The 12,157-nt window shown below is 65.8% G+C and carries 12 protein-coding genes; 8 read left to right on the top strand and 4 right to left on the bottom strand.

Going from position 1 to position 12,157, the window contains the following annotated elements:
• Positions 1–16 precede the first annotated feature (16 nt).
• Together EV283_RS08880 and EV283_RS08875 are read right to left on the bottom strand one after the other, a co-directional pair.
• Entirely contained in the window at positions 17–862 is an 846-nt protein-coding gene (locus tag EV283_RS08880) for a hypothetical protein (protein WP_130324520.1), read from the bottom strand.
• Positions 859–2,070: a TIGR04063 family PEP-CTERM/XrtA system glycosyltransferase gene (locus tag EV283_RS08875; protein WP_130324518.1), complete on the bottom strand. Its 1,212-nt coding sequence runs from the start codon at positions 2,068–2,070 to the stop codon at positions 859–861. Before EV283_RS08875 ends, EV283_RS08880 begins: the two co-directional genes overlap by 4 nt.
• Before the next feature lie 111 nt (positions 2,071–2,181).
• Here EV283_RS08875 and EV283_RS19110 point away from each other — a divergent pair, with 111 nt between their 5' ends.
• The 3 genes from EV283_RS19110 to EV283_RS08865 are packed head-to-tail and all read left to right on the top strand — an operon-like array spanning position 2,182 to position 4,740.
• On the top strand, positions 2,182–2,337 hold the full coding sequence (locus tag EV283_RS19110; protein WP_165391728.1) for a hypothetical protein: 156 nt from the start codon (positions 2,182–2,184) through the stop codon (positions 2,335–2,337).
• Positions 2,330–3,700 (top strand): putative O-glycosylation ligase, exosortase A system-associated, encoded by a 1,371-nt coding sequence (locus EV283_RS08870; protein WP_130324516.1) that lies wholly within the window; start codon positions 2,330–2,332, stop codon positions 3,698–3,700. The genes EV283_RS19110 and EV283_RS08870 overlap by 8 nt, the downstream gene beginning before the upstream one ends.
• Entirely contained in the window at positions 3,697–4,740 is a 1,044-nt protein-coding gene (locus EV283_RS08865; RefSeq protein WP_130324514.1) for an acyltransferase, read from the top strand. Before EV283_RS08870 ends, EV283_RS08865 begins: the two co-directional genes overlap by 4 nt.
• 94 nt (positions 4,741–4,834) lie before the next feature.
• Here EV283_RS08865 and EV283_RS08860 read toward each other — a convergent pair whose 3' ends face one another.
• Positions 4,835–5,398 carry a type 1 glutamine amidotransferase domain-containing protein gene (locus tag EV283_RS08860; protein WP_055878364.1) on the bottom strand — a complete coding sequence of 188 codons (564 nt, stop codon included), beginning with the start codon at positions 5,396–5,398 and terminating at the stop codon, positions 4,835–4,837.
• Positions 5,399–5,575: 177 nt separating this feature from the next.
• On the opposite strand from EV283_RS08860, the gene EV283_RS08855 reads away from it, so the two are divergent.
• From EV283_RS08855 to EV283_RS08835, 5 genes are all read left to right on the top strand, one after another.
• Positions 5,576–6,547, top strand: a complete 972-nt coding sequence (locus EV283_RS08855) for a DNA topoisomerase IB (protein ID WP_130325081.1) — start codon at positions 5,576–5,578, stop codon at positions 6,545–6,547.
• Between the two features lie 11 nt (positions 6,548–6,558).
• Complete coding sequence (locus EV283_RS08850; RefSeq protein ID WP_130324512.1) at positions 6,559–7,734, top strand: mechanosensitive ion channel domain-containing protein; 1,176 nt, start codon at positions 6,559–6,561, stop codon at positions 7,732–7,734.
• A 429-nt stretch (positions 7,735–8,163) separates the two neighbouring features.
• On the top strand, positions 8,164–8,622 hold the full coding sequence (locus tag EV283_RS08845) for a MaoC family dehydratase (RefSeq protein ID WP_130324510.1): 459 nt from the start codon (positions 8,164–8,166) through the stop codon (positions 8,620–8,622).
• A gap of 126 nt (positions 8,623–8,748) precedes the next feature.
• The gene (locus EV283_RS08840; protein WP_130324508.1) at positions 8,749–9,927 is read left to right on the top strand and encodes an acetyl-CoA C-acyltransferase; all 1,179 of its coding nucleotides are present in this window, start codon (positions 8,749–8,751) and stop codon (positions 9,925–9,927) included.
• A 392-nt stretch (positions 9,928–10,319) separates the two neighbouring features.
• Positions 10,320–10,802, top strand: coding sequence for a pyridoxamine 5'-phosphate oxidase family protein (locus EV283_RS08835; protein WP_130324506.1), 483 nt, complete (start codon positions 10,320–10,322; stop codon positions 10,800–10,802).
• Positions 10,803–10,844: 42 nt separating this feature from the next.
• Here EV283_RS08835 and phaZ read toward each other — a convergent pair whose 3' ends face one another.
• Positions 10,845–12,077 carry a polyhydroxyalkanoate depolymerase gene (gene phaZ / locus EV283_RS08830; RefSeq protein WP_130324504.1) on the bottom strand — a complete coding sequence of 411 codons (1,233 nt, stop codon included), beginning with the start codon at positions 12,075–12,077 and terminating at the stop codon, positions 10,845–10,847.
• Between the last annotated feature and the right edge of the window lie 80 nt (positions 12,078–12,157).

The following is a 12,157-nucleotide window of genomic DNA, read 5'->3' as shown; positions in this document are numbered from 1 at the left end:
TCGCCGGCCTGCGCGTTCAGTGCGAGCCGATCAGTCCGCGGCGCAGCGCGCCCTTCTCGAGCCGGGTCAGCAGCGCCTCGATCGTCGGGGGCGACGCCGGTTCGGCCACCGCGCGTGCCGGCCGCGCGATCGGCGTCGGCGCGGCGATTTCGACGACGTCCTCCTGCACCAGCACGTCGCGTGCCTCGACGACCGGCTCGACCGGCACTGCAGCTGGCGTCTCGACAACGGCCTCGACGGGCGCGACCGGCGCCGGTGCCGACGGTGGTGCAGGCGCGGTCAGGAACGTCTTCGCCTCCGCCGACGATTCGACCGCGATCAGCGGTGCCATGATCGCCTGTTTCAACGGCGACACAGGGCGCACCGGCTCCATCGGTACCGGCGGGATCGCCTTGGGATCGAACGCCGCGAGCGGCAAATCGAGATCGGCCGGGATCGTCCGCTCGTCGCGCCCGCCAGACCCCACGCCCACTTCCATCATCGGCGTGCCCAGGTCGGCCGCCGACATCGGCTTGCGCGGCGGCGCGTCGGGATGCGCGTCGGCGCGGCGGATCACCGGCACGCCGTCCTCGCGCGGCGCCCGGCGGACCAGGAACCCGCCCGGTCCGAACAGCAGGAACAGCGACGACCACAGCAACGCCGCGACCAGCAGCCCGCTGCCCAGCGCCAGCAAGGCGCGCGCGGTCATTCCGAGCGGCGGTGCGGCGGCGGGGACGAGCGCGGCGACGCCGGTGGTCCACACCAGCGATTCCAGCGTGTCGGTCGAGATCGCCACCACGCCGACGGCAGCGAGCAGCCCGCCGGCCACCGCGCCGTACAGCGGCAGCGATCGGATCAGGGGGTAGCGACCAAGCGCAGTCATCGATTTTCCCGTGCAGCAGCTGCGATCAGCCGTCCATAAAGCGGATCATAGCGCCGAATGTTTGACGACCAGTTACGCTCTGTCCTGACGAAATCCCGCCCGCGCGCGCGGCGTTCTTCCCAGCCGGACCTGTCCGCGAACATGCCCGCCAGCGCATCCGCGATCGCCTGCGGATCGTCGGGCGGAAACAGCGTCCCCGTCTCGCCGTCGCGGATCAGCTCGCGGTGCCCGCCGACGTCGGACGCGGCGACCAGCCGACCCTGCGCCATCGCCTCGAGCGGCTTGAGCGGCGTGACGAGATCGGTCAGCCGCATGCGCTTGCGCGGATAGGCGAGGATATCGACAAGCCCGTAATAGCGTTCGACCTCCTCGTGCGGCACGCGCCCGACAAAGCGGATCGCATCCGCCACCGGAGACGCCTCCGCTTGCGCGCGCAGCGCCGCCTCCATCGGCCCGCCACCGACCATCAACAGCCGCGCCTTGGGCCGCACCGCGACCAGCGCAGGCATCGCCGCGATCAGGTCGTCGAGCCCTTCATAATCGTAGAAGCTGCCGATGAACCCGACCACGTCTGCACCGTCGAGCCCGAGCGCCGCGCCCAGCGCATCGTCGCGCGGCGGCGCGGTGCCGAACAGCTCGAGATCGACGCCGTTGGGCGACACCGTAATCTTGTCCGCGGCGATCCCGCGCGCGACCAGGTCGCCGCGCAGCCCCTCGCAGATCACCGCGACCGCATCCGCGCGCCGCACCGCCCATGTCTCCAGCGCGCGCGTCGCCCGGTAGCGCAGCGACGTCGCCGTCCCCGTCCCGTTGCCGACCGCCGCATCCTCCCAGAACGCCCGGATCTCGTACACCAGCGGCAGCTTGCGCTTGCGCGCGACGATAAGCGCGGCGAGTGCGTCGATCACCGGCGAATGCGCGTGGAGGATGTCGGGCTTGAAGGCATCGACCGCCGACTCGATCCGTTTGGCGAAGGCTGCGATCCCCGCAACCTCGCCGACCGGACCCGGCTTCACGCCCGCCGCCGTCCGGTGGAACGTCAGCCCGTCGATCGACTCGACCGAGGCGGGCGCTGCGCCGTGGCGCGGGCCGGTAACCGCCGCGACGGTCCACCCCAGCCCTTCCTGCGCCTTGAGGATCGCGCGCGTGCGGAACGTGTAGCCGCTTTGCAGCGGCAGGCCGTGGTCGAGGATATGAAGGATACGCATTGTGGACCGCGTCTGCCACAGATCGCTTAACGGCGCGTCAACCGACTATGGCTACGCACAAATCTCGAGAAACCCGCTACGCAAACCCCTGCACGCAAAGGAGGCCGTCCCATGATCGACAATCTCGCGCTCGGCCTCAGCCACGGGCTGATGATGCTCGCCGCATTCCTGCTGCTCCGGCGGCCCGATCTCGATCGCGAGCCCGGCCCGCACGACGCCGCCGACAAGACTCGCCGCCCCGACCGGACATCCCGCCGCGATGCGTGATCTCGCGTTCATCGCCTTCCTGCTCGCGTTCTTCGGCATGGGGTTCAAGCGGCCGTTCCTGCTCGTGCTCGTCTATGTCTATATCGACATCGTCTCGCCGCAGCGGCTGACCTATCTGCTGCTCAATTCGGTGCCGATCTCGCTGATCGCGGTCGCGCTGGCGGTCGGCGGATGGATCCTCGCCGACGACAAGCGCGACACGCGGGTCGGCGGGCGGCAGGTGCTGATCGTGCTGCTGCTGCTCTATTGCTGGGGCACGACGATCGCCGCCGATTTCCCTGCCGAGGCCAAGGAGAAATGGGACTGGGTGTGGAAGGCGCTCGCCTTTGCCGCCTTCCTCCCGCTCACGCTGCGCACGCGGTTGCGGATTGAGGCGCTGTTAGCGTTCATGATCCTCGCGGCGTCTTCGATCATCGTCGTCGGCGGCATCAAGACGATCGCCAGCGGCGGCGGCGGCTATGGCCAGTTGAACCTGATGGTCGACAATAATTCGGGGCTGTACGAGGGCAGCACGATCAGCGCGGTGGCGATCGCGATCATCCCGATCATCATCTGGTTCATGAGCCACGGCACGATCTTCAAGCGCGACTGGCGACTGAAAGGCTATTGCCTCGCGCTGGTCTTCGCATGCCTGCTGATCCCGGTCGGCACCTCGACCCGCACCGGACTGCTCTGCATCGGCCTGCTCGCGCTGCTGTCGATCCGCAACGTGAAGCGGAAGTTTGCGTATCTGGCGATGCTCGGCGTGCTCGGCGTCGCGGCGATTCCGTTCCTGCCCTCCACCTTCACCAACCGCATGAACACGATCAAGACGTACGACGCGGACGAGTCCGCCTCGACCCGGCTCGCGGTGTGGAAATGGACGATCGAATACGCCAAGACGCATCCGTTCGGTGGCGGCTTCAACGCGTATCTGGGCAACCATATCCGATACGACCTGAAGACCGCGCCGGATGCAGGCAGCGCAGGCGCCCCCGCCGCCGCGGCCACCCCCAAGGTCGAGGTCGACAAGGCGCGCGCCTATCACAGCGCCTATTTCGAGATGCTCGGCGAACAGGGCTATTTCGGGCTCGCGCTGTGGCTCGCGATCAACCTGATCGGCCTGGTCCGGATGGAGGTCGTTCGCCGCCGCTACCGCGATCCCGACGGCACGTTCGCCTGGGCCGGCCCGCTCGCGGCCGCGCTGCAGAGCGGCCACATCGTCTATCTGCTCGGCGCAGCGTTCATCGCGATCGCGTTCCAGCCGTTCATCTACATGCTGATCGGCGCGCAGATCGGCCTCGACACCTATCTCGCGCGCAAGCGGAGCGAAGAGTCGTTCCGCCCGATGCGGCGCGCGGCGCCCGCCGCCCCGGCGGCATGAGCGCACGCGCGTCCATCGGGGAACTGCGTGCGCTGACCGGCGTACGCGGGATCGCGGCGTGGTTCGTCGTCTTCTACCACATCCGCCTCTCGATCGCCGGCTTGCCCACCGCCCTGCGCGACGTCTTCGCCAAGGGCTATCTCGCGGTCGACTTCTTCTTCCTGCTGTCCGGCTTCGTGATCTGGCTCACCTGGAACGACCGCCTGCGGATCGGCGGCATCGCGGGCGTGCCGCGTTTCCTGCAAAAACGCCTCGCGCGGATCTGGCCGCTGCATCTGGTGACTCTGGTGGGCGCCGTCGCGCTGGCGCTCGTGCTGCGCGCGACCGGCCGTAACGACCCGCAATTCGTGTTTTCCGAACTCCCGCTGCACGTCGTGCTGCTCCAGAACTGGGGGTTCACCCGCCACCTCGCCTGGAACGATCCTGCCTGGTCGATCAGCGCCGAGCTCGCCGCGTACCTGCTGTTCCCGCTGCTCGTGATGGCAGTGGACTGGCGCCGCGTACCGACCGCGGTGCTGCTCGCGCTTGCGGGCCTGCTGCTGTTGGCGCTGCACCTGGCAATCGACTCCCCGACGCTCGGCACCGACATCCCGCGCTACGGCCTGCTCCGCTGCCTGATCGAGTTCACCACCGGCAGCATCGTCTGCGCGCTTTGGTTACGCTGGCGCACTGCGCGTGCGGCGATCGGAGCGGCCATATTCACCGCCATGGCGCTCGCCATCATCTGGATTGCCGGCGCGCCCGAAACGCTCGTCGTCCCCGCGCTGTTCGCAACGCTGCTCCTGTTACTGGCCCTCACGTCGGGCCGACCGGACAACCCGTTCGAGATGCGCACGATCCACTATCTCGGCGAGATCAGCTACGCCACCTATCTCAGCCACTTCATTCTGTGGAAGGCATTCAAGCTCGCCTTCGTCAGCGATGCGAACGCCGTGTCGCCCGCGAAGCTCGCATTGTACCTCGGCCTGGTCCTGCTGGCCTCGATCGCACTCTATCACCTAATAGAACGCCCCGCCCAACGCTGGCTTAACAGGCACTAGACCACCCCCTCCTTGTTCTCCTGCGAAGGCGGGGACCCAGTCTGGGCTCCCGCCTTCGCAGGAGAACAAGGAAGAGCGTGCTTCACTCTTGCAATCAGTCGACCGGTTCGTCGGCCAGCTCTTCCTCCAGCGCGGCGATGATCGCCTTGTTGAACGCAGGGATATCATCGGGCTTGCGGCTGGTGATCAGATTGCCGTCGACCACGACCTCCTCGTCGACCACGTCGGCGCCCGCATTCTCCAGATCGGTGCGGATCGACGGGTAGCTCGTCACGCGGCGGCCATCGATCACGTCCGCCTCGGCCAGCAGCCACGGCGCATGGCAGATCGCCGCGACGATCTTGCCGTCCTCCATGAACTCGGTGATGATCTCGATCGCGCGCTCTTCCTGACGCATCGTGTCCGGGTTGGCGACGCCGCCCGGCAGCACCAGCGCGTCGTAATCGTCGGTATCGACCTCGTCGAGCGTCAGCTCGGGCGTCGCCGTCTCGGCCTTGTTGATGTCGCCCTTCATGCCCTGGATCGGGTCGGTCTTGATCGACGCGAGCGTAACCTTCGCCCCCGCCGCCTCGAGCGCCTTCCTGGGTTCGAACAGTTCGACGGTCTCGAAACCATCGGCAGCGAGCATCAGTACGCGAGCTTGGGAAAGATCGGTCATGGCATGTCTCCAGTGAAATCCAGTGCCCCCTCAACCACGGGCGGCCCGCGTCGTTCCGGAACGATGCGCCTTGCCGAACATTTCCAGAAGACTTCATACGGCGCCCCAAGGACCACCGCATTGCCCACCAGAATCGTGTATTCGGACGACTCAAAGCCCGGCATAACCCGCAAGAAGATGCGGAACGGCTGGGGCTATTTCGACGCCAAGGGCGAGCGCATCACCGACCGCGACGAGATCGGCCGGCTCAACACGATCGCCCTGCCCCCCGCCTATCGTGACGCCTGGTTCTGCCCCAAGCCCCACGGTCATATCCAGGCGGTCGGCTGGGACGAAAAGGGCCGTAAGCAATATCGCTATCACCTCGGCTTCCGCGAAGCGCAGGAGGCGGCCAAATACGAACGCTGCGCCGACTTCGGCAACGCGCTCCCGAAGCTACGCAAGGCGGTAGAGTCCGATCTGCGCAAACGCTCGCTCACCCGGGAGCGCGCCGTCGCCGCCGTCCTCCGGCTGCTCGACGGCGGCCATATCCGCGTCGGCAACGAAGCCTATGCCGAGGCGAATGAGAGCTTCGGTGCGACCACTCTGCGCAAGCGCCACGGCGCGGTGAAGGGCGCGACGCTCAAACTCCAGTACAAGGGCAAGTCGGGCAAGTTACGGACGCTCAAGATCACCGATCGGTCGCTCAGCAGCTTCGTCAAGAAGTGCCAGGACCTCGACGAGCAGCATCTGTTCGCCTGGCTCGACGATGCGGGCGTCGCGCATCCCGTCACCTCGACCGACGTGAACTGCTATATCCGCGACGTCACCGGCACCGAATTTACCGCAAAGAACTTCCGCACCTGGGCCGCCAGCGTCGCCGCGTTCGAGGCGCTCGCCTCCGCCGAGGTGGATCTCAGCCTCAAGACGATGCTCGAGCCCGTCGTCGCACGGCTCGGCAACACGCACGCGATCGCGCGGAAGAGCTATGTTCATCCGTCGCTCATCGCGCTGGTGAAACAGGGACAGTCCACCTTTCGCAAGGCGCTCCGCCTCCCGCGCGCCAAGCGCTATCTCAGCCGCGAGGAATGCGGGCTGATCGCCTTCCTCGAAGCCGGCACGCCCGCCACCGCGGCGCCCATTCTGACCGCACGCGCAAACGCGGCCTGACGAGTATTTCCATGTCCAACGCAACCACCCCCGCCAAACAACCGATCTTTGACGCCGGCGACGTCGGCAACCAGGCGCAGGGCTTCGTCACCGCCAGCATCGCCTGGGTGCAGGCCTATTGGCTCCAGATCCTGATCGCGGTCGGGATCGGCGCGGCGATCGTCGTCGCGCTCCACACCGCGCGCCGGTTCGGCAGCAAGCTGTGCGAACGCCCGCGCGCGCTGAACGGCTGGGGGATGGTCGTCGGTAAGGCGATCGCGCGGACCGGTAATTTCTTCATCGTCATGCTCGCGGCCAAGCTCGTGTCGGGCTATTCCGCCGCCCCCGGCGAGGTCGCGACGACGATCAATTTCCTCTTCACCGTCGCCGCGGTGTTCCAGGCCGCGGTCTGGGTGCGCGAGATCATCCTCGGTGCGATCGAGCATCGCACGCAGTCCGAACATTATTCGGGCGAGGCACTGCTGTCGGCGATGGGCCTGATCCGGCTGCTCGTCACGTTCGTCGTGTTCGCGGTGGCGCTGGTCGTCGTGCTCGACAATCTCGGCGTCAACGTCACCGGCCTGGTCGCCGGGCTCGGCGTCGGCGGCATCGCGATCGGTCTCGCCGCGCAGGGTATCTTCGCCGATCTGTTCGCAGCCCTCGCGATCATCTTCGACCGCCCGTTCCGCCGCGGCGATTCGATCAGCTACGACACCGCCTCGGGCAGCGTCGAGGCGATTGGCCTGAAATCGACGCGAATCCGCGGCATCGACGGCGAGGAGCGCGTGATCTCGAACAAGAACCTCCTCAACAAGGAGATTCTCAACAACACGCAGCGCAACCACCGCCGCGCGAAATTCATCATCGGCGTCACCTATTCGACCCCGCCCGAGGTCTGCTCGCGCATCCCCGCGATGCTCAAGGAGATAGTCGAGGCCAACGACAAGATCTTCACCCGCGCGGGCTTTACCGGCTTCGGCGCGTCGAGCCTCGATTTCGAGGTCCAGTTCGACAGCAAGGGCCCCGATTACGCCAGCTTCTACGACGGCCGCACCGCGGTCGGCATCGCCATCCTGAAGCGCTTCAACGACGAGAAGATCGAGATCGCCTTCCCGACCCAGGTCAACATGATGGCCGCGCCGGATGGTTCGATTGTGACGCCGTATCCGGAGATACGCCGGCCGAAGACCGAGGGCGTGACGGCCTGAGCCCCGGCTACCTGGGCCAGCGCTCGCTGCCGCTACTGGATACACGTGTCCCCAAGATCACGCCTCCACCCCGGCGGAGGCCGGGGCCCAGTTGAGGAGGTCGCGGTAACGTAGCCGAACCTCAGTCAGCAACGTCTCCCAACTGGACCCCGGCCTCCGCCGGGGTGGTACCTTAACCACTCGAACCAGCCCGCAAATGTTTCCCCGCGAAGGCGGGACCCAGACTGAACTCCCGCCTTCGCGGGACAACCGCCCTACGTACGCCGCCCCCACCCTCCTTTGTAAAACCACCCTTTAGAACATCGGGTTCGCCGTTCCACGTAGACAAACTCAGCATTTTCCTCTTTCCGGTCAACGCAAGACTTGCGATACTAGCACCGCCGCGCCTAGAGACGCGTCAGCGCACCGCGCCAACCAGAAAGGACCCCCGTGGCAACGATCACCACCGCAGAGATGCAGGCCCGCATCGGCACCGAAACGGTGTCCGACTGGGTCGAGGTCACGCAAGCCATGATCGACAAATTCGCCGTTGCGACGGGTGACCACCAGTTCATCCATATCGACCCCGCCCGCGCGGCGCAGACCCCGTTCGGCGGCACAATCGCGCACGGGTTCCTGACGCTGTCGCTGATGCCACTGTTGTCGTCGAAGGTGCCCGACGCGCCCACGATCGAGGGCGCCAAGATGGGCGTCAATTACGGCGGCAATTCGGTGCGCTTCCTCTCGCCGGTCCGGTCGGGCTCCAAGGTGCGTGGCAAGTTCAAGCTGCTGTCGTTCGACGAGAAGCGCCCCGGCCAGTGGCAGCAGACCAACGCCTTTACGGTCGAGATCGATGGCCAGGAAAAGCCCGCCCTGATCGCCGAATGGATCAGCCAGGTCTTCGTCTAAGTCCGCCCAACCATCGACGTCATGCCAGCGCACGCTGGCATCTCCCGGTTCGAGCCACGACGCCCGCCACCCAGAAGACCCCAGCATTCGCTGGGGTGACGATCCAAATCCAAAAGGAGCAAATCCATGCGTTCAGCCGTCATCGTCTCCACCGCTCGCACCGCCATCGGCCGCGCCTATCGCGGCGGGTTCAACAACACGCCCGCGCCGACGCTCGCCGCGCATTCGATCCGCGCCGCGGTCGAGCGCGCCGGCGTCGATGGTGCGGAGATCGACGACGTCGTCTTCGGCTGCGCGCTCCAGCAGGGTCATCAGGCCGGCAACATCGCGCGCACGTCGCTGCTCCGCGCGGGGCTTCCCGTCACCGTGTCGGGCATGTCGGTCGACCGCCAGTGCGCGTCGGGCCTGATGGCGATCGCCACCGCCGCCAAGCAGATCATCACCGACAATATGGACATCACGATCGGCGGCGGTGTCGAGAGCATCAGCCTCGTCCAGACCCCACAGATGCGCGTCGCGCCCGACCCCCAGCTGGTCGCGATGCACAAGGACGTCTACATGCCGATGCTGCAGACCGCCGAGGTCGTCGCCAAGCGCTATGGCATCAGCCGTGACGCGATGGATGCCTATGCGCTCCAGTCTCAGCAGCGCACCGCCGCCGCACAGGCCGCAGGCTATTTCGACGCGGAGATCGTCGCGGTCGACGCCACCATGGCGATCGTCAACAAGGAGACCAAGGAGGTCACCTACAGGGACGTGATGATCGCCAAGGACGAGGGCAATCGCGCCGACACCACGCTCGAGGGGCTTCAGTCGCTGAAACCCGTGATGGGCCCCGACTTCACGATCACCGCGGGCAATGCGTCGCAGTTGTCCGACGGCTCCTCGTCGTCGGTGCTGATGGAGGAGAAGATCGCCTCGCAGCGCGGTCTCCAGCCACTCGGTCGCTATGTCGGCATCGCGGTCGGTGGCACCGAGCCCGACGAGATGGGAATCGGCCCGGTCGTCGCGATCCCGAAGCTGCTCAAGCGCTTCGGCCTCAAGATGGACGATATCGGCCTGTGGGAGCTGAACGAGGCATTCGCGGTGCAGGTGCTTTACTGCCGCGACAAACTCGGCATCCCCGACGAGCGGCTCAACGTCAGCGGCGGCGCGATCTCGATCGGCCACCCCTACGGCATGACCGGCGCCCGCGCGACCGGCCACGCGCTGATCGAAGGCAAGCGCCGCGGTGCGAAGTATGTCGTCGTCACGATGTGCGTAGGCGGTGGCATGGGTGCCGCCGGGTTGTTCGAGGTGCTGTGATCTTGAAAAACTTGCCGCATTCGCGCATGTAGCAAAACGGCGTTGCATACACCGCCTTTCTTGTTTGGGCCCCGGTCGTGTCAGCGGCCGGGGCCCAATACGTTTGGGACTTGGGTGTCAGCCCAAGCCCCTCCCGTGCACCTAGCCTTTGCGCGACACTTCGATGATCTTCACGACCAGGGTCGCGAAGGCGAAGAGCATGCCGAGGATCAGGCACAGATCGGCAAGTTGCATACACCTTACCTTTCTTGTTTGGCAGCAGGACTGCTGCCGCCACCATCATGGCGCGCCGTCTGCGCTTTCACCAAGCAGCATCGCATCGGACCGCGCAGCGCAACCAACGCCCGCCCCACCCGTTCTCTCAGGCAATCCAAGCCCATAGGAGAATGACGATGGCCGACAAGGATACCCCGCAGGAAATCGCAGCGAAGTTCATCGACAAGCTGAAGTCGAGCCCGTTCGTGATGATCGGCCTCGAGGATGGCCAGCATTCCGAGCCGATGACCGCGCAGATCGACGACGATCAGCCCAACACGCTGTTCTTCTTCGCCGGTCGCGACAACCGCATCGCCAAGGGCGGCGCGGCGATGGCGCAGTTCGTCGGCAAGGGACATGATTTCTTCGCCTGCATGTCGGGCGACGTTTCGACGTCGAACGACCGCGCGCAGATCGACAAGCTCTGGAACAACCAGGTCGAGGCATGGTTTCCGGGCGGCAAGGAAGACCCCAACCTGACGCTGCTCCGCTTTGACATCGACAGCGCCGAGCTGTGGGAGACGGACATCTCGATCGGTGGTCGCCTGAAGATGCTGTTCGGCGGCACCATCCGTTCGGACGAGTCGAGCAGCCACGCCGTCGTCGACTCGGTCGCCTGACCTACCGATGGGCAGCCCCGCCATCGGGGCTGCCCATAATCATCACCCGTTCGCGGTAATAAACTCTTCGACGACCGGCGCGATCTTGTCGCGCCAGCGCGATCCGTTGAAGATGCCGTAATGTCCCGCGCCTTCCGCGATCAGATACCGCTTCTTCGCATCGGCCAACGCCGTCGCCAGCGTCAGCGCAGCCTTGGTCTGGCCCAGCCCTGAAATATCGTCGCGCTCGCCCTCGATCGCCAACAACCCGATATCGGTGATCGCCGCCGGATCCACCAGCCGACCCCGATGCGTCAGGATCCCGCGTGGCAGTGCGTGGGTCTGGAACACCACGTCGATCGTCTGGAGATAGAATTCCGCGGTCATGTCGCAAACCGAGCGATATTCCTCGTAGAAATCCTGGCTCTGTGACGCGCTCGCATCGTCGCCCTGGACGAGATGCTTATACATCTCCCAATGCGAGACCATGTGGTTGCCCAGATTCATCGACATGAACCCGGCAAGTTGCAGGAACCCAGGATATACCTTGCGCCCCGCACCGGGATAATTGCCCGGTACCGTCGCGATCACATTCTGCTCGAACCAGGCGTGCGGCCGCTCGGTCGCCAGCGTGTTGACCGCGGTCGGCGCCTCGCGCGTGTCGACGGGACCGCCCATCATCGTCAACGTCTTGGGTCGGCACGGATTCTTGTCCGCGCTCATCAGCGCCGCTGCGCCGTAGCAGGGCACCGAGGGCTGGCAGACCGCGAGCATGTGCGTACCGCCCTGCCCTTCGTTCGCGCCGATCTGCTCGAGGAACGCGATCAGGTAGTCGACATAATCGTCGAGATCGAAGCGGCCCGCCGACAACGGCACGCTGCGCGCATCGCGCCAGTCGGTGATGTAGACGTCCGCGAACGGGAGCATCCGCTCGACCGTCCCACGCAACAGCGTGGCATAATGGCCAGACATCGGCGCGACGATCAGGAGCTTGGGACCGCCCTCGACGCCCTCACGTACGAACCGCTTGAGCTGGCCGAAATCCTTTCGCAGCACGATCTCCTCGCGCACCGCGACCTCACGCCCGTCGATCACCGTCTGGTCGAGCCCGAATGCGGGCTTTCCGCGAGTCGCATTCGCGTGTGCGAACACCTCCAGCGCCGATCCGATCACCGCCCCGCCGCCTAAATAGGAGAATGGGTTTGCCGGGTTGTTGAGCATTTCCGCGCCGAAACTCGCCAGTTTGCTAGCACCTGACATCATCGACCGTTGGAATTCGTAAGCATCGTAGAGCATGCGGTATCCTTCGCCTTTATATAGGCTATAACGGTCGTAACGCAAAAGCGCCGCAGCGCAACGCGCGATCATTACCTATC

The organism is Sphingomonas sp. BK036 (assembly GCF_004216825.1).
Lineage (GTDB): Bacteria > Pseudomonadota > Alphaproteobacteria > Sphingomonadales > Sphingomonadaceae > Sphingomonas.
The sequence above is the reverse complement of the archived record's forward strand: the minus strand, read 5'-3'. Positions and strand labels throughout refer to the sequence as shown.

Excerpts from the sequence above, each read along its gene's own strand:
- EV283_RS08880 (WP_130324520.1), bottom strand. The coding sequence starts at position 862 with ATGACTGCGCTTGGTCGCTACCCCCTGATCCGATCGCTGCCGCTGTAC.
- EV283_RS08875 (WP_130324518.1), bottom strand. The coding sequence starts at position 2,070 with ATGCGTATCCTTCATATCCTCGACCACGGCCTGCCGCTGCAAAGCGGC.
- EV283_RS19110 (WP_165391728.1), top strand. The coding sequence starts at position 2,182 with ATGATCGACAATCTCGCGCTCGGCCTCAGCCACGGGCTGATGATGCTC.
- EV283_RS08870 (WP_130324516.1), top strand. The coding sequence starts at position 2,330 with ATGCGTGATCTCGCGTTCATCGCCTTCCTGCTCGCGTTCTTCGGCATG.
- EV283_RS08865 (WP_130324514.1), top strand. The coding sequence starts at position 3,697 with ATGAGCGCACGCGCGTCCATCGGGGAACTGCGTGCGCTGACCGGCGTA.
- EV283_RS08860 (WP_055878364.1), bottom strand. The coding sequence starts at position 5,398 with ATGACCGATCTTTCCCAAGCTCGCGTACTGATGCTCGCTGCCGATGGT.
- EV283_RS08855 (WP_130325081.1), top strand. The coding sequence starts at position 5,576 with ATGCGGAACGGCTGGGGCTATTTCGACGCCAAGGGCGAGCGCATCACC.
- EV283_RS08850 (WP_130324512.1), top strand. The coding sequence starts at position 6,559 with ATGTCCAACGCAACCACCCCCGCCAAACAACCGATCTTTGACGCCGGC.
- EV283_RS08840 (WP_130324508.1), top strand. The coding sequence starts at position 8,749 with ATGCGTTCAGCCGTCATCGTCTCCACCGCTCGCACCGCCATCGGCCGC.
- EV283_RS08835 (WP_130324506.1), top strand. The coding sequence starts at position 10,320 with ATGGCCGACAAGGATACCCCGCAGGAAATCGCAGCGAAGTTCATCGAC.
- phaZ (WP_130324504.1), bottom strand. The coding sequence starts at position 12,077 with ATGCTCTACGATGCTTACGAATTCCAACGGTCGATGATGTCAGGTGCT.